General features: G+C 37.3%; 24 protein-coding genes and 1 tRNA gene. 12 read left to right on the plus strand and 13 right to left on the minus strand.

Annotated features, from left to right (window positions below; translation table 11 throughout):
* Positions 1–2 precede the first annotated feature (2 nt).
* The 3 genes from Q4597_RS16385 to Q4597_RS16395 all read right to left on the minus strand — a co-directional run bounded on the left by Q4597_RS16385 (position 3) and on the right by Q4597_RS16395 (position 2019).
* Positions 3–569 carry a TlpA disulfide reductase family protein gene (locus Q4597_RS16385; RefSeq protein WP_303407196.1) on the minus strand — a complete coding sequence of 189 codons (567 nt, stop codon included), beginning with the start codon at positions 567–569 and terminating at the stop codon, positions 3–5.
* A gap of 62 nt (positions 570–631) precedes the next feature.
* On the minus strand, positions 632–991 hold the full coding sequence (locus Q4597_RS16390) for a pyruvate kinase (RefSeq protein WP_215440530.1): 360 nt from the start codon (positions 989–991) through the stop codon (positions 632–634).
* 170 nt (positions 992–1161) lie between these two features.
* Positions 1162–2019 carry a sugar phosphate isomerase/epimerase gene (locus Q4597_RS16395; RefSeq protein ID WP_303407197.1) on the minus strand — a complete coding sequence of 286 codons (858 nt, stop codon included), beginning with the start codon at positions 2017–2019 and terminating at the stop codon, positions 1162–1164.
* Positions 2020–2185: 166 nt separating this feature from the next.
* Between Q4597_RS16395 and Q4597_RS16400 the strand changes: the two genes are divergently transcribed.
* Both Q4597_RS16400 and Q4597_RS16405 read left to right on the plus strand, forming a co-directional pair.
* Complete coding sequence (locus tag Q4597_RS16400; protein ID WP_303407198.1) at positions 2186–2581, plus strand: YchJ family protein; 396 nt, start codon at positions 2186–2188, stop codon at positions 2579–2581.
* A 171-nt stretch (positions 2582–2752) separates the two neighbouring features.
* Positions 2753–4588 (plus strand): sulfatase-like hydrolase/transferase, encoded by a 1836-nt coding sequence (locus Q4597_RS16405; RefSeq protein ID WP_303407200.1) that lies wholly within the window; start codon positions 2753–2755, stop codon positions 4586–4588.
* A 112-nt stretch (positions 4589–4700) separates the two neighbouring features.
* On the opposite strand, the gene Q4597_RS16410 is transcribed toward Q4597_RS16405, so the two are convergent.
* Positions 4701–4785 (minus strand) — tRNA-Ser (locus tag Q4597_RS16410).
* Between the two features lie 130 nt (positions 4786–4915).
* On the opposite strand from Q4597_RS16410, the gene Q4597_RS16415 reads away from it, so the two are divergent.
* The 6 genes from Q4597_RS16415 (at position 4916) to Q4597_RS16440 (ending at position 10619) form a co-directional block, all read left to right on the plus strand.
* Positions 4916–5923 (plus strand): glycosyltransferase family 2 protein, encoded by a 1008-nt coding sequence (locus tag Q4597_RS16415; RefSeq protein WP_303407202.1) that lies wholly within the window; start codon positions 4916–4918, stop codon positions 5921–5923.
* A 54-nt stretch (positions 5924–5977) separates the two neighbouring features.
* Positions 5978–7957, plus strand: a complete 1980-nt coding sequence (locus Q4597_RS16420) for a BatA domain-containing protein (RefSeq protein WP_303407204.1) — start codon at positions 5978–5980, stop codon at positions 7955–7957.
* Positions 7954–9219, plus strand: a complete 1266-nt coding sequence (locus Q4597_RS16425) for a dihydroorotase family protein (protein ID WP_303407206.1) — start codon at positions 7954–7956, stop codon at positions 9217–9219. The genes Q4597_RS16420 and Q4597_RS16425 overlap by 4 nt, the downstream gene beginning before the upstream one ends.
* A 17-nt stretch (positions 9220–9236) precedes the next feature.
* Positions 9237–9551, plus strand: a complete 315-nt coding sequence (locus Q4597_RS16430) for a DUF4870 domain-containing protein (protein WP_215440541.1) — start codon at positions 9237–9239, stop codon at positions 9549–9551.
* A gap of 88 nt (positions 9552–9639) precedes the next feature.
* Positions 9640–9960 (plus strand): hypothetical protein, encoded by a 321-nt coding sequence (locus Q4597_RS16435; protein WP_215912281.1) that lies wholly within the window; start codon positions 9640–9642, stop codon positions 9958–9960.
* The gene (locus tag Q4597_RS16440; protein ID WP_303407209.1) at positions 9960–10619 is read left to right on the plus strand and encodes an alpha/beta hydrolase; all 660 of its coding nucleotides are present in this window, start codon (positions 9960–9962) and stop codon (positions 10617–10619) included. Before Q4597_RS16435 ends, Q4597_RS16440 begins: the two co-directional genes overlap by 1 nt.
* Here Q4597_RS16440 and Q4597_RS16445 read toward each other — a convergent pair whose 3' ends face one another.
* Both Q4597_RS16445 and Q4597_RS16450 read right to left on the minus strand, forming a co-directional pair.
* Entirely contained in the window at positions 10620–11114 is a 495-nt protein-coding gene (locus Q4597_RS16445; RefSeq protein ID WP_303407211.1) for a hydrolase, read from the minus strand. It abuts the gene before it with no gap.
* Between the two features lie 20 nt (positions 11115–11134).
* Positions 11135–11911, minus strand: coding sequence for an MBL fold metallo-hydrolase (locus Q4597_RS16450; RefSeq protein WP_303407213.1), 777 nt, complete (start codon positions 11909–11911; stop codon positions 11135–11137).
* A gap of 77 nt (positions 11912–11988) precedes the next feature.
* On the opposite strand from Q4597_RS16450, the gene Q4597_RS16455 reads away from it, so the two are divergent.
* On the plus strand, positions 11989–13455 hold the full coding sequence (locus Q4597_RS16455; RefSeq protein WP_215440548.1) for a TonB-dependent receptor: 1467 nt from the start codon (positions 11989–11991) through the stop codon (positions 13453–13455).
* A gap of 43 nt (positions 13456–13498) precedes the next feature.
* Here Q4597_RS16455 and bcp read toward each other — a convergent pair whose 3' ends face one another.
* Positions 13499–13954, minus strand: a complete 456-nt coding sequence (gene bcp / locus Q4597_RS16460; protein ID WP_303407215.1) for a thioredoxin-dependent thiol peroxidase — start codon at positions 13952–13954, stop codon at positions 13499–13501.
* 49 nt (positions 13955–14003) lie between these two features.
* Here bcp and nth point away from each other — a divergent pair, with 49 nt between their 5' ends.
* On the plus strand, positions 14004–14666 hold the full coding sequence (gene nth, locus Q4597_RS16465; RefSeq protein WP_303407216.1) for an endonuclease III: 663 nt from the start codon (positions 14004–14006) through the stop codon (positions 14664–14666).
* Positions 14667–14898: 232 nt separating this feature from the next.
* Here the strand turns inward: nth and Q4597_RS16470 are convergent, their stop codons facing one another.
* The 3 genes from Q4597_RS16470 to Q4597_RS16480 form a co-directional block, all read right to left on the minus strand.
* Positions 14899–15480, minus strand: coding sequence for an RNA polymerase sigma factor (locus Q4597_RS16470; RefSeq protein ID WP_215440554.1), 582 nt, complete (start codon positions 15478–15480; stop codon positions 14899–14901).
* 414 nt (positions 15481–15894) lie between these two features.
* Entirely contained in the window at positions 15895–16038 is a 144-nt protein-coding gene (locus Q4597_RS16475; protein WP_215440556.1) for a hypothetical protein, read from the minus strand.
* A 74-nt stretch (positions 16039–16112) separates the two neighbouring features.
* Complete coding sequence (locus Q4597_RS16480; RefSeq protein ID WP_303407217.1) at positions 16113–16694, minus strand: sigma-70 family RNA polymerase sigma factor; 582 nt, start codon at positions 16692–16694, stop codon at positions 16113–16115.
* Between the two features lie 245 nt (positions 16695–16939).
* Between Q4597_RS16480 and uvrA the strand changes: the two genes are divergently transcribed.
* Together uvrA and Q4597_RS16490 are read left to right on the plus strand one after the other, a co-directional pair.
* On the plus strand, positions 16940–19717 hold the full coding sequence (uvrA, locus tag Q4597_RS16485; RefSeq protein WP_303407218.1) for an excinuclease ABC subunit UvrA: 2778 nt from the start codon (positions 16940–16942) through the stop codon (positions 19715–19717).
* A gap of 246 nt (positions 19718–19963) precedes the next feature.
* Positions 19964–21148: a hypothetical protein gene (locus Q4597_RS16490; RefSeq protein ID WP_303407219.1), complete on the plus strand. Its 1185-nt coding sequence runs from the start codon at positions 19964–19966 to the stop codon at positions 21146–21148.
* 78 nt (positions 21149–21226) lie between these two features.
* Here the strand turns inward: Q4597_RS16490 and Q4597_RS16495 are convergent, their stop codons facing one another.
* From Q4597_RS16495 to Q4597_RS16505, 3 genes are read right to left on the minus strand one after another with little or no spacing between them, the layout of a single operon-like run.
* Positions 21227–23530: an FdhF/YdeP family oxidoreductase gene (locus tag Q4597_RS16495; protein ID WP_303407220.1), complete on the minus strand. Its 2304-nt coding sequence runs from the start codon at positions 23528–23530 to the stop codon at positions 21227–21229.
* A gap of 15 nt (positions 23531–23545) precedes the next feature.
* Complete coding sequence (locus Q4597_RS16500; protein ID WP_215912272.1) at positions 23546–23914, minus strand: DUF7009 family protein; 369 nt, start codon at positions 23912–23914, stop codon at positions 23546–23548.
* Between the two features lie 53 nt (positions 23915–23967).
* Entirely contained in the window at positions 23968–24753 is a 786-nt protein-coding gene (locus Q4597_RS16505) for a hypothetical protein (RefSeq protein WP_303407221.1), read from the minus strand.
* Positions 24754–24827: the final 74 nt, after the last annotated feature.

Consider the following 24827-nt stretch of genomic DNA (forward strand, 5'->3'; position numbering starts at 1 on the left):
CGCTATTCAAGAAGTAAATTTTCCAGTATTTCCCTAGTGTTCTTAGAATTCCAGTCAGTTGAGCCTGTTTCTTTAACCACTATAGTACCCTCTTTATCAATAATATAATTAGTAGGTATGCTTTTTTCAAAAAGTGCTTCTGGAGCACTCATTTTGGGAATATACACAGGTAAATTGAACTCCTTCTTATGTAGAAATTTTGTTATAACCTCTGGCTCTTCGTTAGTTAACAGTATAAAGTTGACCTTATCTCCATAATCATTATACAACTTCTGAATACTGGACATTTCCGCAATGCAAGGCGGACACCAAGTTGCCCAATAACTTATAAAGGTTACTTTATTTTTTCCTATACCCAAAGTAATATTCTTTCCATTCAAAGTTCTTACCGAGTAGTTAAAAGGCTGTATAACTTTCCTATCTTCCTTTTCTAATACAGATGGAGAAAAAAACTGTAATTTAATTTGGTTCAATGCAACTTGGATGGGCTTTCTAGTCTGCGGGATAAGCAATAGCAATAAAAAAACCAGTAGCAGAACATCACCAAAACTTAATTTTCTTTTTTTCATTTGAACTACTTCTGAAGGGAAAAATGAAATTCTGCGGACACTAATTTAAACTATGGCTATTATTATTGATTGGATTCGTTCAACTTTTTGAACTGCCTATAAATCCACTGTTTTTCCTTTAGCGAAAATTCCTTGTTCTCAAACCAATCGTGAGCTGCTATTTTCTCATTTTCTATTTGCGCCTTTCGTATGGCCTCAATGGAAACCAAGTGCCAATGTACCCCTTTTTGACGATTGACCGAATAACCAATGCTCTCGGTTATGTACGATATTTTTGGTCGATTAATCAGCTTTACGCCATTCCTTAAAACGGCTAAAGTTTTAGTGAGCTTAACGACTTCCGAAAAGGAATATCGCACAAAATCGTTAAAACCTTCTTGCTTAGTGTTATATAGTTTGTCGCCTACTTTAAGTTCTTCCATGGTCTAAAAAGCAAGTAAAATTAATGGCTTCAAATGGTTTTCAAAGAATTAGAATGTCAGAAATTATCAACAATTCCTGCTGAGAGAAATTTTAACATTTACCCAATAACATGCCACAAAAAAAACCACCGTCAAATGACAGTGGTTCTATAAATAAAGTATGTGTTTTTCTAATGGAAACCAAATTTTTTCAAGCCCTTGCGGCTTACTTTAATAGCCTCCAAAGGTTCCATTTTAAAGGTTTTATCCTGCTCTACCATATAGTACTTCATACCCGAAAGCTTCTTTTGTGCTAGAATCCGAGCGAAATCAATACTGCCCGTTCCTACGGGTGCAAACCACCCCTCCTCGTTCATGTCTTTAACATGCCAAATCTTAAACCTTTTTGGATACTTTTTAAAGTAAGCTACTGGGTCTGCTCCCGCTTTTGTAACCCAAAATAAATCCATTTGAAAATTCACCAACTTAGGGTTACAATTTTCTAAAAGATAATCAATTACCACTACTCCATCATCATCTGCCTTAAACTCAAAATCATGGTTATGATAAAGAAGTTTTAACCCTGCTTTTTTACATTTAGCACCTAATTCATCAAGAATGTTCGCTAAGTTTTCAGCTCCTCCGGTCATTCCCATTTTCATACCTTCTTCTTCAAAAGTAAAAAGTCCCATTGGAGGGATAGGAATAACAAAATATTTAAAACCTGCCGCTTTTACATCTGCTATCATAGCATCTGCATTCTCAAGAGTTACTGTTGATTGATGACTGCTTATTGGCTTTAAACCCATTTCTTTAAGAGTGCTCTTGAATTCCGCAGGGGTCATTCCATAGAACTTTCCGTCATTATAACCTGCGGCTTCAATGTATTTATAGCCTGCATCCGCTACGGCCTTAAGCGTAGTTTTTGCGTCTGAGGCCATATCATCCCTTAAGGTATATAAAGCCAAGCCTCCATAAGTGTCTTGAGCATTGATAATCGTAGTCGCCCCCATAAGAAGACAAAAAAGTAATAACTTAATTTTTTTCATTATTGTTTGTGTTTTGTGTAGCCGACTAATATACTATATCTCTTCAAAAATTTAATGGCTAGGGATGCTAAAATGTTTTAGGTCCTAATTAATTTAAGAAATTGTATGTAAGTCTAATTATATTAGCTCCTAAAAGGCAAAACCCATAGCCTTAAAGAAGCTACAAATGAAATGTCCTTGCAACCCTAATGTAATGTACAGTGTTTGCTGTCAAAAAGCTCACGCAAATATTAGCAGTGTGGCTACTGCCGAAACCCTTATGCGATCGCGCTATAGTGCCTTTGTACTTGCTAATATAGATTACTTGCAAAAAAGTCACCATAGTCTAACGCGTCCCAGTAAATCCGAAAAGCGTAAGATTGAGGCTTGGGCAAAATCCGTTAACTGGGTGAAATTAGAAATCTTACATACGTCAAAAGGAACGAATAGCGATACAGAAGGTACTGTAGAGTTTAAAGCGTATTATATAGAAAACGTACAAATGGGAGTCATTCACGAAAACTCAAATTTTAAAAAAGAAAATGGGCGTTGGACCTATATAGACGGCTTGCATAAACCGTAGTAATTCTAGAGCTTAAAAGTTTACATAGCGCTGCCTACCTTAAATCTATGTATTTTTTCATTAAACAGAGTTATACATCTTCTATACAACACCGTATTTGACCAATATAGACTATCAAAAACTAACCACATCTCCTAATTTTAAAAGACCAATAAATTTGTCTCTTTTAAAATGAAAAAGTTCATCTATTGCATTCTATTCTTACAACTGTTCCCTACGGGCATTTTAGCACAAGAAGCCCCCAATATCTTATGGATTATAACGGACGATCATCGGCCAGACGCCATTGAAACGTACAACCAAGCTACAACTGGTAAAAGTGAAAGCCCTTTGGGCTATGTATCCTCACCCAACATAGATAAATTAGCAGAGGAGGGTACAATGTTTGTAAACGCTTTTTGTAATTCCCCCGCTTGCGGCCCTTCTAGAGGTTCGATAATTAGTGGAAGATATCCATTTAGAAATGGGCATTATGCATTTGAACAAACACATCAAAACCCAGATTTTGTAAAGCCCACCTTCCCACAAACACTTCAAAAGGAAGGTTACAATACAGCCGTTTTTGGAAAAACCGGTTCCTACATTTACAAATGGGGACCAGGGCAGGGTTTTAGGGATGCAGGTCACTACAATTATATGATGCACTTTAAACATAGTTTGCAAAAAAATGGCGTTGGAGACCTTTGGACCGTTAGCCCCTATAAAGTGGTTAATGGTAAAGGAGTGTACCAAGGTGTGCATGAGCATGTGAAATTTGCAGATGGAAGAACAGAGCGTTACTACCTTTCCAAAAAGGAGGGTGCTATTACCAATGAAGATATTGCCAAACGTAAAGCAGTAGAAAAAGAACTTGGCATTTTACGTTCATACACTAGGTATAACAAAAACCTTATTATTGGCGGGCAGAATCCTATGCCTGCCGGACAAACGGTTGATGCGAAAATTGTGGGAGAATTCAAAAAATATCTTTCTAATAGCAACTCAAATTATATTACCAGCTATGGGGAACAAGTAAAAGGTGCAAACAATCAGAAACCCCTTATGGTCAATTTAGGATTTCATCTGCCACATACCCCAATTTTGCCACCAAAAAGCTATCGTGATGAATTTCGTCAAAAAACCTACAAGGTGCCTGAATTTGATGAAAATGAGCTGGAAAAATTTACTCCACAGCTAAAGCAGTTACATAGAAATTTAAATATGTCACAAATGACCGATGCCGAAAAGCAACAGGCCATTCAAGATTACTATGCATTTTGTGCTTATGGCGATGCTCTGATCGGTGAAGCGGTTGAAGCCTTTAAAGAATATTGCAAGAAGAATAGTCAGGAATACTTAATCGTCTTTACCGTAGGTGACCATGGTTGGCAGTTGGGCGAACAAGGTATAGAGGCCAAATTTGGGCCTTGGAAACAATCTACCAATGGAGCCATAATTATGGTATCATCAGACAAAAACAAGGTTCCAGCAGGAAAAATCAGTCAGCAGTTAATAGAATATGTTGATATTGCCCCAACCCTACTTTCTACCGCCGGAATAGACATTCATAAAAGCGAATACGATTATCTAGATGGACTAAACCTTCTTGATTTTATTAAAGACCCTAAAGAAAAGCGAGATTATAGTGTGGGAGAAATTAATTTAGTTGCCGGACCAAGAGCATATATGAGAAGTGAAAATTTCTCATTTTCTATGCGAACTAGACCAACGAACAGAATAGACCTAAACAAAGACATAAAATGGGCATTAGAGTGCCCTGCCGAAAAAGCCGAACTTGCTTTGTACGACCTTAGAGTAGACCCATTGGAGCGGAATAACATAGCTATGAATGGAGATTACCGGAAATTGGCTAACTGGTTTAGAAACAAATTAGGAAGTATTGTACTAGGAGACGGTCGTGTGGAGTGCGATTGGTCTAAAGCCAATACTTACGACATAAGCAACTTTGCAAAAGGAGCACATGACCGCCGTCTAAACATACCCAAAAAGTTGATTCCGAAATTGTAGATGACCAGTATTCAACAACTTAATCCTTTTGCAATAAACTAACGTTTGCAAAAACCAGTTTTCTACATAATAAAGAAAACCCCGTAAACGTGAGTTTACGGGGTTCTTTATGCGGAGAAAGAGGGATTCGAACCCCCGGAGGTGTGACCCTCAACAGTTTTCAAGACTGCCGCATTCGACCACTCTGCCATTTCTCCTGAGTGCCTCATCAGGTATTCCCTGAATGCGGGTGCAAATATAGCAACCTTTTTCTAGTTGGTAAAATGTTTTTTTATTTTTTATTCTGAACAATCAAAAATGGGCATCAATTTTCCTAAATTGCCACCTATGCAACAGCCCCTTGTTAGTATTCTTATCCCTTTTAAAAACACGGAATCATTTCTAAGTCAGTGTCTTAACTCCATAGTAGAACAGGAATACAGGAATTGGGAGGTGCTAGCGGTAAATGATAAAAGTTCAGACGGCAGTCGTAATTTGGTGAATTCGTACGCAAAAAATGACCAGCGCATACAGCTCTTTGATAATGAGGGAAGTGGCATCATTGAAGCGCTAAGAACAGCATACAAACATAGTAAAGGAGAGTTTATTACTCGCATGGATTCTGATGATATTATGACAGCGGAAAAGCTAAAAGTCATGGTAGAAGCGCTTTTAAATCACGGGGAAGGACACGTAGCTCTGGGGCAGGTACGCTATTTTTCTCATAGGGGTATTAGCAACGGATACGAACGTTATGAAAAATGGTTAAACAGCTTAACTGAAACGGGTAACAATTATTCCGAAATATATAAAGAGTGTGTTATCCCCTCCCCTTGCTGGATGGTTCATAAAGATGACTTGGACCTGTGTGGTGCCTTTAGACCCAATCTCTACCCTGAAGATTATGATCTTACTTTTCGGTTCTATGCGAACGGCCTTAAGTGCATACCTTCTTCTAGACTATTGCATCTATGGCGTGATTATGACACCAGAACTTCTAGGACCAGTGAACATTACGCTCAGAATTATTTTCTACAAATTAAACTTCATTATTTTTTAAAACTTAATTATGACCCCAAACGACCATTGACGGTATGGGGAGCCGGTGCCAAGGGAAAAGAAATTGCAAGGGCATTACTGGAACAGAATATAAATTTTTATTGGGTTTGCGACAATCCTAGGAAAATTGGGAAACATATTTACGATAAAGAAATGTTTCATTTTAGTAAATTAAAAGAGCTTCCTAACGCCCAGAGCATTATTAGTGTTGCAAATGCAGATGCACAGACCTATATAAAAAAGTTCTTCACGGGCCTTGACCATAAACCAATGAAGGACTATTTCTTTTTTTGCTAAAAACTGAGTATCAGGCTTAATTTATCGTTTCTAAAAATGAAGTAAAATATCTTTTTGACTACCGTAGCAATAAAGTATGAAATGCCTATCTTTGGCAACACAATTCAGGAAATGCAGTTTAAATATCCAGAACTCTTTTGGGCCCTTTTTCTTCTCCTGATTCCTATTTTCATTCATTTATTTCAATTACGTAGGTTTAAGAAAACACCTTTTACGAACGTTAAGTTCCTAAAAAAGGTCGTCTCGGAATCCAGACAAAGCAATACGTTAAAAAAATGGTTGCTTCTTTTTACAAGAATGCTTCTACTCGCTGCATTTATTTTTGCTTTTGCACAGCCATTTTTTGCTAAAGAAACAGCATTGAAGTCAAAGGAAACGGTTATCTATCTAGATAACTCGTTTAGCATGGAACTAAAGGACGATGGTGCTACACTTTTAGAAAACGCCGTTCAAGAACTGATTAAGACCCTACCCAAAACGGAGCGTTTCACACTTTTTACAAATACCAAAACATTCAGAAATACTACTTTATCAGAAGTTCAGAATGAATTTTTAGCTCTTGCCGCGAGCAATAATCAGTTGCAACTAAACGAAATTTACTTAAAGGGAAACACCTTATTTTCTACGGATAATTCTACCGAAAAAAATCTGATAGTGCTATCGGATTTTCAGCAAAACATGGTCGGTTCACAGTTAGATAGCCTGCAAAATGTGAACGTCCATTGGGTAACCTTACGTGCTGAAGAAACAACAAACGTTGCCGTTGATTCCGCTTATATAGAATCTGAATCTTCTGAAAACTTGAATCTTTCGGTTAAGCTCTCCGGGTCTGGAAAGATAACCAACATTCCGGTTTCTTTGTTTAATGGCGATAAGCTTGTTGCCAAAACATCTACATCCTTCAACGAGTTCAAAAAAGGAACGGCCAATTTTTCCATTCCTAAAAACGAAGCTTTTGACGGTAAGATTGAAATAACAGATTCCGGATTAACATATGATAACTCGCTTTATTTTACGATTGCTGAAAAGGAAAAAATTAAAGTACTCGCTATAGGTGACACCCAAAACACTTTCCTTAACCGAATTTTTACAGAAGATGAGTTTGTTTACACTGCGAGCGAATTGAAAAGCCTCAATTACAGCAACCTGCCAACTCAAAATTTCATTGTCCTCAATAATTTGGAACAAATTCCCTCATCATTGACTACTAGTTTAAAAGCGTTTACTGATAACGGTGGCCATTTGACAATTATTCCATCTACAATTAGTAATATAGACTCCTATAATGCACTGACTAGCAACTACGGCGCAACCGCTTTTTTACAAAATATACGGGATGAGCGAGAAATAACCAACATCTCATTTTCTCACCCTCTGTATCGGAATGTTTTTGAAAAAAACGTAACCAATTTTCAGTATCCAAAGGTTTCAGCATATTACAAAATTAAAACCGTTGCCCCTACCGCACTGGCTTTTCAGGATAATGAACCCTTCTTAATAGGTAACAATACGTTTTATTTGTTCACCTCGTCCCTATCAACTGAAAACTCCAACTTTATTAATTCCCCAATAGTAGTCCCAACCTTCTATAATATGGCTTCGGGAAGTCTTAATTTACCCCCTTTATATTCGGTTTTAGGACAGTCTGTTTCAGTAGATGTCCCTACCTCCTTAGCTCAGGATGATATTCTTAAATTAAAGAAAGGGTCTTATGAGTTTATTCCACAGCAACAATCGCTCAGTAACAAGGTTTCACTTTCATTTAACGAGAGTTTGCAGGAAGATGGTACTTATGAAATACGGCAAGACGAAAAAACTATAAAGAATATCAGCTTTAATTACGATAGAAACGAGAGCAATCTCACTTATTTAAACATTCAGGACCAAAAAACCGCATCTACATCAACTTCTATTTCTTCCTTGTTCCAAACCATTGAAAAAAACAGCACGGTAACCGAGCTTTGGAAATGGTTTGTTATTTTAGCGTTGGTGTTGCTGTTTATTGAAGTACTTATTCAAAAATATCTTAAATGAACATTCTCTTAAAATCGGCAAAAATAATTGATAAGCATAACGAATCGCTTCATTTAAAGACTCGTGACATTCTTATTAAAGACGGAGTAATAGCTAAAATAGCTGCAAAAATAGAGCCCGATAGTAAAACCCAGGTGGTAAAACACAAAAACTTACATGTTTCCATTGGTTGGTTTGATAGTAGCGTTTCTTTTGGCGAGCCGGGTTACGAGGAAAGGGAAACCATAGAAAATGGATTACGCACTGCAGCCTTGAGTGGCTTTACGGATGTTGTACTTAATCCAAGTACGCACCCCTGTCCGGATAGCAGTTCGGATATTGTATACCTTAAAAATGCAGCAGCTGGGCAACTCACCAATCTTTATCCACTAGGTACTTTAACGATGAAAGCGGATGGTAACGATTTGGCCGAGTTGTACGACATGAAAAATGCTGGAGCAGTGGGCTTTTATGATTACAAACTTCCCATGACCAATGCCAACCTCCTAAAGGTTGCCTTGCAATATGTACAAAATTTTAGTGGATTGGTTTATTCCTTTCCCTTGGATACCAAAATTGCGGGAAAAGGCATTGTAAACGAAGGAGCGGTCTCTACCCAATTGGGATTAAAGGGAATTCCGGCTTTGGCAGAAGAACTCCAAGTAGCCAGAGACCTTTTTATTTTAGAATATACCGGAGGTAAATTACATATACCTACAATTTCTACGGCCACTTCTGTTAAACTCATTGCAGATGCGAAGAAAAAAGGATTGGACGTGAGTTGTAGTGTTGCCATTCATAACCTGGTCTATACAGACTCCATTTTAGAAGAGTTTGATTCTACGTATAAGGTGTTGCCGCCTTTGCGCACAAAACCTGATACCAAGGCACTTTTAAAAGGTCTAAAAGACGGTACTATAGATTTTGTAACCAGCGACCATACCCCTATGAACATAGAGGAAAAACGAATTGAGTTTGATAATGCTTCTTACGGAACTATTGGTTTAGAAACCGCCTTTGGCAGTCTTAACCAGCTTTTAGATATAGAAGCTGTAGTTAACCTTTTAACCAAAGGACGCGAGCGTTATGGCCTAAAATCACCTGAAATAAAAGAGGGGGTAACCGCTTGTTTAACACTTTTTACCCCGGAAGGAAGCTCTACCTTTAATGAAGAAGATATTGAGTCTACATCCAAAAACAGTATGTTTTTAGGCTCTGAAATGAAAGGTAGCGTATACGGAAGCATCAACAATAGCATACACCTAACCACCAATACGAAATAACACAAAACAACAACATTATGGACCACAACACCATTGAAGAAGGGAAAACCATGGCCATCATAAGCTACGTAACGCTAATTGGAACACTTGCAGCTTATTTTATGAACAGGAATCAGAAAAATGAATTTGCCACTTTTCATATAGGCCAAGCACTTAGAGCATGGATTACAGGAATAATCGTATCATTTATAGCCGCCTTGTTGATTATGTTTACTGGAATTGGTGCGTTGAGCTATTTGCAATATGCAGGCTTGATCTTAGCAATCATTGGCGCCATAAATGCAATGAACGGTAAAGTGGAAAAAATTCCTTTAGTAGGGAATATAGGCTAGATGACCTAAATTAAACCATTCACAAAGAGACTCGAAACAGGCTCTCTTTTTTTTGTGCAAGACTACAGCTTAGATTAACTTTACCGCCATGAACACAGCAAAGGAAGGAAAAACAGCAGCTATAACGGCCTATTTTACTATAGTAGGTTCGCTTATTGCCATTAGCATGAACTCTGAAAGCAGAAATGAGTTTGCTCGTTTCCACATTAGACAAGCATTAGGATTACATTTATTTTTTATAGGATTTGCCCTATTTTTAAGCCAATGGTTCAATGAGTATGCTTGGTACGGCTTGTACGTTTCTTATTTTGTGCTATGGTGGTATGGCTTTATAGGTGTACTAAAAGAAGTAAAACAATCCGTTCCACTTGTTGGCGCTTTTTTTCAAAAATGGCTTAAATTTATCTAATGACTACGGCTCCCCTTTCCTTAGAACACCTGATCAGACCTTCCACAGTAAAAGAAGGCAAAGCCCCGGTTTTATTTATGTTTCATGGCTACGGAAGCAATGAAGAAGATTTGTTTTCCTTTGCCCCGGAACTACCAGAAGAACTCTGTGTAATTTCAGTTAGGGCACCCTACCCTATGGAACCTTATGGTAACGCTTGGTACGCCATTAATTTTGATGCGGAACAAGGCAAATGGAGCGATGACGAACAAGCAAAACAGTCTAGGGATAAAATCATAGCCTTTATTGATGAAGCCTGTAACACTTATGGCTTTGATGCCAGTAATGTGACTATTCTTGGTTTTAGCCAAGGCACCATATTGAGCTATGCCGTAGCCCTTTCCTATCCCGAAAAAATTAAAAATGTAATTGCCCTAAGTGGCTATATTAACGAAGCAATTTTAAAAGAAGGCTACAAGGAAAAGGAGCACTCCCAATTAAAAATATATGCGTCCCACGGTCAAGTAGACCAAGTGATTCCTCCGGAATGGGCGCAGCGGGCACCAGAGTTCCTTAAAAATTTGGGTATTGACCATGTTTACGAAGAATTTCCAGTAGGCCATGGTGTAGCCCCTCAAAACTTCTATTCTTTTAAAAAGTGGCTGGAAGACAAAATTTAATTATTGGCTTCGTGTGTACAGTAGGTGGTCAAGCAGGGTGAAATCTACACCTAAATCATCTTTAAGCTCATACTTAATAAGAAGCTCTCCCCAGTATTTTCCATCGGAGAAATCGGTTAAAATCCATTTATGATTTAAAACCTTTATTTTATTTATTTTGAAGTCGTTCTCCATACCTTCATAAGGCACAAGGGGATTATTACCTTTAGTTTCATTAGTTTCCAACAATTTATCAGCAATGTATCTAGATGGGTCATTAAGATCCAAGTGATCATAATAAGCCAATGCATCGTCATTGTTTTCTAAAGAGAAATATTGCATTTCCAGCACCTTTAACTGCGTGTTCTTTACTGAATCTTGCAACTGAACTATTTCTGCTTCCAGCTTAGCAATACGTTCATCCTTTACGTTTGCCATCTTTCCGTTACTTACAAAAAGGTAAAGACATATAAGAGATATAAAGATTAACAGGTAAAAAACTATTCTACTTTTCATAAATGAATGTGGTTTGTACTTTAAACTGTAATGGTTAGATTATCGTATGCCAAATGTACATTTTTAGGCAATTTTTTCTCAACTTCCTCATGAAAACCCAGCATATGGCTAATATGCGTGAGATAAGCCGTTTCCGGTCTTACTTGTTCTATGAAAGCCAAGGCTTCTTCTAAATTAAAATGCGAGTGGTGTGGCTCCTCACGTAATGCATTAACCACCAGTACTTTTGAGTTTTTTACTTTTTCCATTTCCACAGATGTCATGGTCTTTACATCCGTTAAGTAGGTTAAATCCTTAATTCTAAAGCCCAAAACTTTTATACGATTATGACTTGCCTCAATGGGTGTCACCTTTATTCCTCCAATAGAAAAGGGGTGGTCCTTATCAATAAGGTTTACAGCTACTGCAGGTGCTCCTGGATACCTATTTTCATCGGCAAAAATATAATCAAATCGTCTTTTTAGGGAATCTGCAACACGTTTATGGGCGTATATAGGTACATCTCCCTGTCTAAAAAAGTAAGGCCTAATATCATCCAGGCCGGCCGTGTGATCAGAATGTTCGTGGGTAAATAAGATACCGTCTAATTTAAGCACCTCATTTGTAAGCATCTGTGCTCTAAAATCAGGACCGCAATCTATTACATAATTATAGTCCTCCCATGATACCAGAGCGGAAACTCTAAGTCTTTTATCTTTTGGGTCAATACTCTTGCAAACCGGGTGATTGCTGCCTATTACTGGGATTCCCTGCGAAGTGCCCGTACCCAAAAAAGTAATTTTTAACGTATTGCTCATCTAGAATCAAATTTATAACTAAAAAATTTAATAGGTAACCCGAACTTGTTAACTTTGTTAAAAGCAAAATCGACCAAATGGCTTCAGTTTTAAAACGAGACACTGTATTTGAGAATATCCCTTCAATCAAAGCCAAGACTTTGAGAATCAACTTAAATCCAGACATTTACGGAACGTTTTCCGAAATAGGTGCCGGCCAGGAAACGGCGCGTCATTTCTTTCGCTCCGGAGGTGCGTCAGGCACCATTGCCAAGGCAATGAGCGCGTATGACAAGGATTTTAGCGATGCCATTTATGGTATTGAAGATGATGGGCGTTATGTAACACAATCGCGATTAAAAAAGATGCTTTCGCATGAGATGACACTCATGGAAGAACGTATTAGCCGTGAAACACACCCAGAGCGACTTTTCTTTTCGTACGCTAACACTGTGGCTACTATAGATTTCTCCAAAAGATATAAAGGCCATGGCTGGGTTGGAATTCGATTTCAATTAGACCCCAACCAAAAAGAGCTTGATGAAATTATACTTCACATTCGTTTTAAGCAGAACGAAGCGCGTTTACAGCAAGAAACTCTTGGTATACTAGGTGTTAATCTAATTTATGGTGCTTTTTACAAATACCATAAACCCCGAAAAATGCTGAAATATCTTTATGACCATATTGATAAGGATACCGTGGAGATTGATATGGTGAACTTTTCTGGGCCTAACTTTAAAGAAGTAGACAACAGGTTGATGAGTCTTCAGCTGATTCGTAACGACATGACCGATGCGGTTATGTTCGGACCTGACGGCAATAACTTTTTACCTGCCGCAGCGCTTTACAAAAAGAACATTTTGGCATTGCGCGGAAGCTTTAGACCGGTTACCAAGGTAAATATGGATATGTTCCATAAGTCTTATGACATATTTGTTCGCGATCCGGCCGTAAACCAAGAAAGTACCATGGTTATTTTTGAAATAACCCTTTCTAACCTAAAAGCATCCGGAGAAATTGACGAACAAGATTTTATGGATCGTGCCGAGCTATTATGTTCTTTAGGGCATACGGTAATGATATCTAAGTTTCAAGAGTATTTTAGACTTGTGGAATACTTCAACAGGTACACCAAGGCCAAAATTGGCCTTACTATGGGCGTCAACAATTTGGTAGATATATTTGATGAGAAGTATTACAGACATTTATCCGGAGGTATTTTGGAAGCTTTTGGAAAACTGTTCTTTAAAGATCTTCAGGTTTACCTTTACCCGATGAAAAATGCGGAAACCGGTCAGATTATGACTAGTAACAATATTAAGGTTCATCCAAGAATGAAAGAGCTTTATAAGTTCTTTAAGTATAATGGCAAAGTAATGGATATTATAGATTATGATCCTGAAATTATGCATATTTTCTCTAGGGATGCCCTTAAAAAACTGATAAACAATGAAGAAGGATGGGAAGAAATGCTTCCTGAAGGTATACCTCAGATAATTAAGGATGAAAACCTGTTTACCAGGAAATTACTTAAATCAGAAAAAGAAGATAAAGTAGAATAAAAAAAAGGGGCAAGCCCCTTTTTTTTATCTTTTAAAGTAGCAACTAGCTCTCCAGTAACTGGGCTGCGTGATCTTTGGTCTTTACTTTATCTATTACTTTAGTAACAGTAGCCTCTGCATCTACTACAAACGTTTTTCTGTGAATACCATCATATTCACGCCCCATGAATTTTTTGGGTCCCCAAACACCAAAAGCATTTATTACCGTATGGTCTTCATCTGCCAATAGTGGAAATGGAAAGTTATATTTGTTCTTAAAATTGGTTTGTCTTTTTTCAGAATCGGCACTTACTCCTAATAGTTCGTAACCGTGAGATTGGAGTTCCTCATAATTGTCTCTCAAATTACACGCCTCAGCGGTACAACCAGGCGTACTTGCTTTGGGGTAGAAAAAGACAATTAACTTCTTGCCTTTATAATCGGATAATTTAATTGTATTGCCATCTTGGTCTTTAGCTGAAAAATCGGGTACTTTGTCTCCTACTTGCAATGTGTTCATAGCACTTCTTTTTTTGTGTTTCAATTTTCATTGCTAAAATTAGACAAAAATGACAAAAGCGGAAAAGGTTGATTTTACTATTAAGACCCTAAAAGAAATTTATCCCATTATACCGGTTCCTTTAGACCACAAAGACCCCTATACTTTATTGATCGCGGTTTTATTATCCGCCCAGAGTACAGATGTTAGGGTCAACCAGATTACGCCATTGTTGTTTGAAAGAGCAGACAATCCTTATGACATGGTAAAACTATCGGTAGAAGAAATCCGGGAGATTATAAAACCCGTTGGGCTTTCACCTATGAAATCAAAAGGAATTCACGGGCTATCTAAGATGTTGATTGAAAAATACGAGGGTATAGTTCCGCAGGAAATAGAACTTTTAGAGGAGTTTCCTGCCGTTGGGCACAAAACCGCAAGCGTTGTGGTGTCTCAGGCTTTTGGGATTCCGGCATTTCCTGTAGACACCCACATTCATAGATTAATGTACCGCTGGGGCTTTACGAATGGAAAAAATGTAGTGCAAACAGAAAAAGATGCCAAACGTCTGTTCCCAAAAGAAATTTGGAACGACTTGCATCTTCAGATTATTTGGTACGGTAGAGAATATTCTCCAGCCAGGGGATGGAATTTAGAAAATGACATCATTACCAAAACTATTGGAAGAAAATCCGTCATAGACGAATATTACAAAGCAAAAAAGACCCGTTAAAATCGGGTCTTATATATTTAGTTCAAGCTATTTTCAAATTGAAAATTCTTGTACTCAACTATGTGAAATTGCTTTGAAAAACTAAGCAATAAGTTGATTGTTTCTTTTGTGGCTTGAATAGTTGCACCTCTTTCAAGATTCTCAGAGTAAATTTTTTCCATAATAGTAGTATTGTTATACAAAGGATAACGCAACTAGAATGGAAATATTGTTATGTATTATTAGTGATCTATTAATTAGTTAACACTATGTTATTCTTGTCTATGATTTTTCTAAGGTTAATTAACGCGTAACGCATTCTACCTAAGGCAGTATTGATACTTACTCCAGTATTTTCGGAAATCTCTTTGAAGCTCATATCTTTATAGATACGCATTACTAAAACTTCTTTTTGATCATCCGGTAATTCTTCGATCAAGTGCTTTAAGTCAGATGTTATCTGGTCTTTAATTATCTGTTTTTCAGCATTTAATTTATCATCACCTATTACAGAAAAGATGTTAAAATCATCACTACCTTCAAACATTGGCATTCTTTTGTTCTTTCTGAAATGGTCAATAATTAAATTGTGTGCAATACGCATTACCCATGGTAAAAATTTACCTTCTTCACTATAAGACCCTCTTTTTAAAGTTTTGATTACTTTAATAAAGGTATCTTGAAAAATATCTTCAGTAACATCTCTATCTAAAACCTTAGAGTAAATAAAGCTAGAAATTCTTTGGTTATGACGGTTAATTAAAACTTCAAGCGCTTTTTCATCGCCGCTAATGTAATCTCTTACTAGTACTGAATCTTCGATCTGTGAACTCATGGTGTAGGGTTTTTAGTTTTAGACTTGAGACTTTCTAAAGAAAGGCTTTTGTTATTTAGTTCTTTTTGAGTGTTTTGTTATCCTTTGGTGGATGACCTTGTTGTTAATTATGATATAAAACTAGATAATAGAGGCCTCTAGAAAAAAACATTGTTGTAAAACCGCTAGTTTTTGATGTGAAATGCTACTTTTCTATTTTTCTGCAAAATAAAATGGATTGAAGTGCGTTAGCCACACAAAATCAGCTCTCTGTAGAATACCTCAGAACTACCTTGCTAATGCCAACGAATGTTACTAATAGGACATAACGTATACCTTACGCTATAAAAACAGCTATTTACACTAGTTATTTCCTACAAAAAAGCCCTGCCAATTTTCATTGACAGGGCTCTATATACTTTAAAGGAACTAAGCTTAGTTCAAATTAGATTCAAATTGTAGGCCGTTTGCTTCCGTAATTTCTAAAGCTTTTGAATAATCCAATAGAAACTTTACTGTTGAAGGTTTTGCTTTAGCTAATCTACATTTGTCCGATTCTGTAGCGTAAATTTTTTCCATATTTATTTTAGTATTGTTACAATGGTATAACGGCACTAATATAAATATAATGAATAGCTTCGACCTATCGCCTATTAATTCGTTAAAACAATATTGTGCTGATCTATTATCTTCCTTAGGTTAATAAGGGCATAGCGCATTCTCCCTAATGCCGTGTTTATACTAACACCGGTATTTTCCGAAATCTCCTTGAAACTCATATCCTTATAGATACGCATAATCAACACCTCTCTTTGGTCTGCAGGTAATTCTGCCACCAGCACCTCTAGGTCACAATCTATTTGATCTTTTATCAATTGGCGTTCTGCATTAAGCTTATCATCGCCAATCAAAGAAAAGATATCAAAACTATCCGCTCCTTCAAACATAGGCATGCGACTACTTTTTCTAAAATGGTCTATAATAAGGTTGTGGGCAATACGCATTACCCAAGGCAAGAACTTACCTTCTTCATTATACGCTCCGCGGCGTAATGTTTTTATAACCTTAATAAAGGTATCTTGAAAAATGTCTTCAGTAATATTACGGTTGTTCACTTTAGAATAAATGAAACTACTTAACCGCTGATTGTGCTTCTCAATCAGAATTTCCAATGCTTTTTCATCACCGGAAACGTATTTTTTAATAAGAAGGGAATCTTCCGTCAATATATCCATAACAATTACTTTAATGGTTAAAACGAGACGCCTTCCCTATGGAAAGGTCTTGTAGATAATGTTTTAAACTTTCTAAAAGTAATTTTTTGCTATAGGCGTATTAACATTTTATTGGGGCTCAAATATAGAAAAAATTAAATGACTTTAGAAAATTTCTATTGTTATGCACACATTTTTTAATGCCATTCATACAATTTTAGTTATTGAATTCTCCATATTGTATCTTTGCATACTTAGATATGAAAATGGCCGAAATAGTAGATGTAAACCCCAAGCACAACATAATAATAAAGGGTGCAAAGCTGCATAACCTAAAGAATATAGATGTTGTTATACCCCGTAATAAATTAGTTGTTATAACCGGTCTTTCCGGATCAGGAAAGTCTAGTTTGGCTTTTGACACACTCTACGCAGAGGGTCAAAGACGTTACGTAGAGAGTTTATCCTCATACGCCAGGCAGTTCTTGGGTAAACTTGACAAACCTAAAGTGGACTATATAAAAGGTATAGCCCCGGCCATTGCCATTGAGCAGAAGGTAAATTCTACAAACCCGCGATCTACCGTGGGTACCACTACGGAGATTTATGATTACTTAAAATTGCTATACGCCCGTATAGGACGTACCATATCCCCTATTTCTGGCCGTGAAGTAAAGAAGGATACGGTTACAGACGTTGTGGACCATGTAAAGAAATACGAAGAAGGAACCAAATTACTGTTACTGGCCCCTATAGTTATTGATGAAAATAAGGAACCTTTAAAATCACTTCAATTACTTTCCAAACAAGGATATGCTAGGATAAAATATAATGATGAAGTCTTACGCATAGATAATGTGCCGGAAGATATTGGCAGAAATTTTGAGTTAGTGGTTGATAGAATAATTGTAAAAGACGATGAGGATTTCTACAACCGATTGGCCAATGCCGTTGACACCGCTTTTTTTGAAGGAAAAGGAGAATGTGCTATAGAAGAACTGGCCACAGGAGAAAAAATTCCGTTTAGTAACAAGTTTGAACTAGATGGTATGTCTTTCTTAGAACCTAACGTGCATTTGTTCAGCTTTAACAACCCTTATGGAGCATGCCCAAAATGTGAAGGTTACGGAGATGTAATTGGTATAGACGAAGACCTTGTTATTCCAAATACCGCCTTATCCGTTTATGAAAATGCCATATTTCCATGGAGAGGTGAAAGTATGGGGTGGTATAGAGATCAACTCGTAAACTCGGCTTATAAGTTTGATTTCTCCATTCACAAACCTTGGTTTGAGCTTTCGGACGAGCAGAAGCAATTGGTTTGGAACGGCAATGACCACTTTATTGGACTCAACAAATTTTTTGAGCAGCTAGAGGAAAAAAGTTATAAAATACAGAATAGGGTAATGCTTTCCCGTTACCGCGGCAAAACAAGATGTAATGTTTGCCATGGGAAACGGTTACGGAAGGAAACCGATAATATTAAGGTTAACGGAAAAAACATTTCCGATTTGGTGGAGCTGCCCATTAAAAAATTGATCCCGTTTTTTGAGGAGCTGGTTTTGGATAAAACCGATGAGAAAATTGCTTCTCGCTTATTAAAGGAAATCAAAACCAGGTTAGGCTTTTTAAATAAAGTAGGTTTAAGCTATTTGACTATTAACCGAAAGTCCAATAGCCTATCCGGCGGAGAGAGTCAGCGTATTAATCTAGCAACATCATTGGGCAGTAGCCTTGTGGGAAGTATGTATATCCTAGATGAGCCCAGTATAGGTTTGCACCCTAAGGACACAGAGAACTTAATAGATGTTTTACTATCCTTGCGCGACCTTGGCAATACGGTTATTGTTGTTGAACATGATGAAGATATCATGAAAGCAGCGGATGAAGTTATTGATATTGGTCCAGAAGCAGGTACACATGGCGGAGAAGTTGTTGCGCATGGGACTCTTAATGATATTTTAAAATCAACCTCCTTAACGGCTCATTATTTGAACGGAACAGAAGAAATTCCCGTTCCCAGTAAAAGAAGAACTTCTACAGATTACATAACTATTATAGGAGCTCGGGAAAATAATCTTAAGAATATTAATGTAACGTTTCCGCTTCATATGCTTACCGTGGTAACTGGTGTTTCCGGTAGCGGAAAAAGCACTTTGGTCAAAAAACTGTTGTATCCCATTATCTTGAAAGAAGTTGGAGGCTATGGAGAAAAAGCGGGACAGTTTACCAAAGTTGAAGGGAAATACAAGACCATCAAGCACGTTGAGTTTGTAGACCAAAATCCAATAGGGCGGTCATCACGCTCAAACCCGGTAACCTATATTAAAGCATATGATGACATTAGGAGTCTTTTCGCTGCGCAAAAACTTAGTAAAATAAGAGCATATCAAGCCAAGCATTTTTCTTTTAATGTTGATGGTGGCCGATGCGAAAAGTGTAAAGGTGAAGGTGAAATTACTGTAGAAATGCAGTTCATGGCAGATGTTCACTTGGAATGCGACACCTGCGGAGGAAAACGTTTTAAAAAGGAAGTGTTAGAGGTCAAATTTGAAGATGCCAGCATAGATGACGTCTTAAACATGACCATTGACGATGCCATTGCCTTCTTTGAAAAGTACAAACAAACCAAAATTGTTACCAAACTGAAGCCTTTACAAGATGTAGGTCTTGGCTATGTAACCTTGGGGCAGTCCTCTTCTACCCTATCAGGTGGAGAAGCACAGCGTATTAAACTTGCGTCATTTTTAGTAAAAGGCACCACAAAAGACAAGGCGCTCTTTATTTTTGATGAACCTACTACAGGTTTGCATTTTCATGATATTAAAAAGCTTTTAAAGTCTTTTGATGCTCTTATCTCAAAAGGGCATTCTGTAATTGTTATTGAGCACAACATTGAATTGATTAAATGTGCAGACTATATTATAGACCTAGGCCCCGAAGGTGGTGAAGGCGGTGGAAACTTATTAGCAGAGGGTACTCCTGAAGAGGTTGCAAAAAGTAAAACTTCTTTTACGGCTACCTATTTAAAAGAGAAACTATAGGAGACTCAAGATTATACCTAATAGAATACAAAAGACCATATTTTCTGTAAAAAAGGAAATATGGTCTTTTACTTTTTCACTTTTTCAAACCTATCTAAAAGCAAACACTTCTTTTTACATCGACCTTAAAACTTATAATTAACTCATTATAAGATGCTTGTATGCACCTTCTGTTTTTTGGCACGCTGTTTGTTTATTACAATTCGAATGTAAATAATTACACTCAGGAATTTAAAACCTTATATCATGAGAAACTTACTACTCTTTTTTTCGGCCCTAATTTTTAGCACTTCTGGTGTTATGGCCACAGGTACAGTTGAAGATAAGGTTGCAGAACGCAATGCTTATAGATACAACGACTCATTTATTTTTGTTGAGAATGGCATTACGTTTTCGGTATACCCAGATGGTGAATTCGATTTTTACATAGACAGTCGTGTAAGCGGCCGTAGAAACGGGGTTACCTTTAATTCGGGATTTGATTATAGTCCGTATGCCCAGTACGATGATTACGGTGCTGTAATACAAGTTGAGAATGTACCTATTTATTATGATTATTATGGTCGTGTTACACAAATAGGAGATGTAGATATTAGCTATAATAACAATCGCGTACGTAGTGTAGGTGGAATGTATGTGTACTATAACCGTAGAGGTTTATATGATTATCACACCGGATATATCAATATTTATAATAGAAATTATGTGTACAGACCTTTTCATGCATTCTTTGCAAGACCTACATTAGGATTTTGTTTAGTGTTCAATAGACCTTATAGAAGATTTTACAGCCCTATTCGTTACACCTATTACAATCCTTATAGATATAATACTAGACGTGCTTATGCCAAAATTGGAAGAACGCATAGATATAATAAAGTAAGAAATGATAGGTCTAGAATCTATAGAAATGACAGAAGAGTAGCAGTTAGAACAAATAACTCAAGAAACAACAGGTCTGTTTCAAAGAGAAATTACGCTACTACCCGCACGAACAGGTCGGTTGCAAATCGTGATAATTCAGCAAGAAGAACTGTTTCAAGAAGTAGTGCCACACGTTCTAATAATACGAATCGTAAAATTACGAACCGTAGCAGAACGGTGAAATCTAGAGCAAATACCCCATCTAGAAATAGTTCGGTAGCGCAGAGGTCTACTGCAGTAAGAAAAGCCAATGGCAATACGGTGAGCAAAAGAACAGTAACCAGATCACCACGTAGCACGACGGTAAAAAGAAGTACGACTACTTATAGAAGTCCCCAAAATAACAGGAGTACAAATAGAACTGTTAGAAAAGCTCCTTCGCAAAGTAGAAGTAACGTTAGTACAAGAAGTTCTTCTAGAAGGTCTGTAACTAAGGCCCCATCTAGAAGTAGTAGAAATAATACATCTTCAAGGGCTACAACATCAAGAAGTTCAAGAAGATATTAAGATAGTTTTTAGGTTGGTTAGTTGTTGCCCCCGCAGTAGATTTATTTGCTGCGGGGGTTTTTCTTTTTAGCACAGAAATTAGCCCACCTTTGTTACAGTAACTTTTATGGATTTACTAATTGGCGTTTTACTTTTATCCGCATACTGATCATGAGGAATAAGAACATTGGTCTCTGGATAGTACGCTGCCAAATCCCCGCAAGGGATATTGTAAGGCACCACTAAAAACTTATTTGCCGTACGCACCTCACCATTATATGAACTGCTAATATTTATAACGTCTTTTTTCTTAAGCCCCTGTTTTTCCATATCCTCCGGATTCATGAACAATACCCGTCTTTCATTATAGATTCCGCGGTACCTATCATCCATACCGTAAATAGTGGTATTGAACTGGTCATGAGACCTAATTGTCATTAACATGAACTCCTCTTCCTTTAAGTTATGTTCCGGCAAAGGGTTAACGGTCAATTGGGCCCTGCCATTAGGAAGCATACTAAAATCAAGGTTACGGACATTGTTGGGTAAATAGTAGCCTATACCCTTAGATCTCTCTTTTGTATTTTCAAAGCCCTTAACTACCTTATCTATGCTTTCCCTAATAAGTTCGTAGTTCTCGCCCATAGCTTTCCAATCTACAGAGTGTCTACCACCAAAATAAGTATGGGCCAATTCAGCAATAAGTTCAGGTTCACTTTTAATGTTATCTGAAGTCGGTTTTAAAAGTCCACGAGATTGTCTCACCCGCCCCATACTATCTTCCATAGTCTGATAGCGTAAGGTGCCATCTTTCATATCTTTTTCAGATCTACCAAAAGTGGGCAATATAAGTGCCGTTTTTCCAGTAACCAGATGAGAGCGATTCAACTTTGTACTTACCTGTACAGTAAGTTCACAATTTTGCATTGCTTGTGCAGTATACATAGTATCCGAAGCGGCCATCAGAAAATTTCCGCCTAAACAAATAAACACTTTACCTTTTTCATCGTGCATGGCCTTAATAGCTCCCACAACATCTACACCTTCTTTATCCGGAGCAGTAAACCCTAAGTGTGTCTTTATACGCGCGTTTAGTTCTTCATTCACAAAATGCATAATACCCACAGAGCGATCCCCTTGCACATTGCTGTGACCACGCACCGGGCAGGTACCTGCATTAGGTTTTCCCAAAGACCCTTTTAATAACAATAGGTTTAAATATTCGCATATGGTAGCTACCCCATTTTTATGCTGAGTCAACCCCATGGCCCAACATACTACGATGTTGCTACTTGTTGCCAAAAGGGCTACCGTTTCATTAATTTTTTCGTTACTAACACCACTCAAGGCTAGTAGTGATTCCTCATCATAATTCTTAAAGTCCGAAATCAAGGATTCATAACCATCTACATATTTAACCATAAAATCATGGTCAAAAACCTTTTGCCCGCTCTCATCCAAAGCGGCAAGTCTCATTAAGATGAGCTTCATTAAAGCTATATCTTGATTGATGCGGACTTGCAAATGAATATCCGTTAGGTCTTCCCCACCACCAATTAAACCATTTAAATGTTGTGGATTTTTAAAATTTATTAGACCGGATTCCTCCAAAGGGTTAATACTAATTATCTTTCCCCCATTCTTCTTGCATTTCTCCAATGCCGATAGCATCCTAGGATGGTTCGTACCTGGGTTTTGACCTGCAACAATAACGACATCCGCACCATATAAATCCTCCAATTTCACTGAACCTTTTCCAATACCTAAAGTTTCCGAAAGTGCTACACCACTAGATTCGTGGCACATATTGGAACAGTCGGGCATATTATTGGTCCCAATAGCACGCGCAAACATACCGTATAAATAAGCTGCTTCATTACTTGACCTACCTGATGTATAGAAGATAGCGTCGTCCGGTGAATTTAATTTATGTAGCTCTATAGAAATAAGTTCATAAGCCTCTTCCCAAGAAATAGGTTCATAGTTTACACTTCCTGTTCTTAGCACCAACGGTTCGGTAATTCTACCAAATTTGTTCAGTTGATATTCCGTTAATTTGGAAAGTTCCTCTACAGAGTATTTTTTAAAAAAATCACGACCAATTTTGTCCGTAGTGGCCTCATCGGCAACAGCCTTTGCCCCATTTTCACAGTATTCTGCAATAGACGAAGGGTGTTCTGGGTTGGGCCAAGCACAACTTGGACAATCAAAACCATCTTCTTGGTTAAGTTCCAAAAAGGCACGCATAGAGCGTACTATACCCATTTCTTTAAATCCGTGACGTAAAGCCTCGGTAACCCCTAATTTCCCTGCTGCATACTTAACAGGTTCTGTAATCTTAATATTTGAAAAATCTTCGGAACCTATTATTGTAACATTCCTTTGATTGTCTTTATGTGACATACTTAACTTCTATTTCTAGTGTTTCAATTTCGGGTTAGGGTAATTATCGGATTCATCTTCTCCCCTGTCTTCTAGACAATTGAAATCCTTTTCTACCAAAAGAGATAGAGTTTTTCCATCTTTAAGAGGTACTAAATTACTAAACCCTACCTTTTTACTGCTTTCCCAACCCTGAATCATTTCCGAAGGTAAAATCAAAGTAATTTTATCATTCTCAAAACTAGCCGTAAGCGAAGTTGCTCTGGTTTGGCTGCTTAAAGCATATGTAAATGTGCTATTTACAAATTGTGTTTCTTCTTGAATATATCCTTCTTTACAAAGTTGTGACACTTCTGTTTTGGTAATACGCACACGTATAGAGTTACCTTTTATCCGTATTTTCATTGAGGTACTTGTTGATACTGACTAGTAGAAATAGCCCGAAATTATAATTAATGCTAAATATACAAGTCAATATTGAAACAGCGCAGAATATTTTTTCTTTCTTCCGTTCTACCTACCGCTCTTTTCTCTTCATATAACAAAATACCATCAGAAGTTGTAATTTTAAAATAGACACCAGGCCCGGGCATGGAAGAAATAGGAGTTTCTATACTTATAAGTGGAGATAGAAACGTTTGCATATAATCTATACTCGTATAGTCAATCCTAAATTTTCCAGTTCTATCCGTTGTGGCACTCCCTAATAAATCATCTTTAACCCAATCCACATCCATAGCTGATACAACTACCCCTTCTACAGCTGTTTTCCTATCTTCAATAGACTTAACACTTCCTATAATGGTCCAAATATCAAAATGATGCCTTACTTGGCTCCACAATTGAAAACCAAAACTGTAATTCCAACTAAATTCTTTAAGTTCACCATTATTCCTCCATACAGGCATTAACCGTTTGACCGTGAAATGGATAGTGTCTATTTTTTTCTTTTTACGTGCTTGTTTATCCTTTACGACGAGGTCTATCTCAATGGCACCTTCATTGTACGAATCGCACACATCAACTACATAATTTCCTTCTGAATCTGTAAAACCACTTCCCAAAATATTTTTAGATTTATTTAAAATGGCATCGGCAGATAATATGTGTAGTTCATTTTTGTAATCGTGAGTAACTTTTGAACCACTATTTACTTTGTAGATTTTTACTTCTACATGTTCCAAAGATTCATAGAGGTCCAAATGCAGACAAGCTCTAAGATTACCTTTAACCATGTAGCTCATTTCATTTAACATTAGAAGGTGACAAAATAAAAAATAAAAGTCTATCCAATAGACCGTTACATGCAACTAGGGAG

It is taken from the genome of Zobellia sp. 1_MG-2023, from assembly GCF_030549125.1.
In the GTDB taxonomy this organism is placed as follows: Bacteria; Bacteroidota; Bacteroidia; order Flavobacteriales; family Flavobacteriaceae; genus Zobellia; species Zobellia russellii.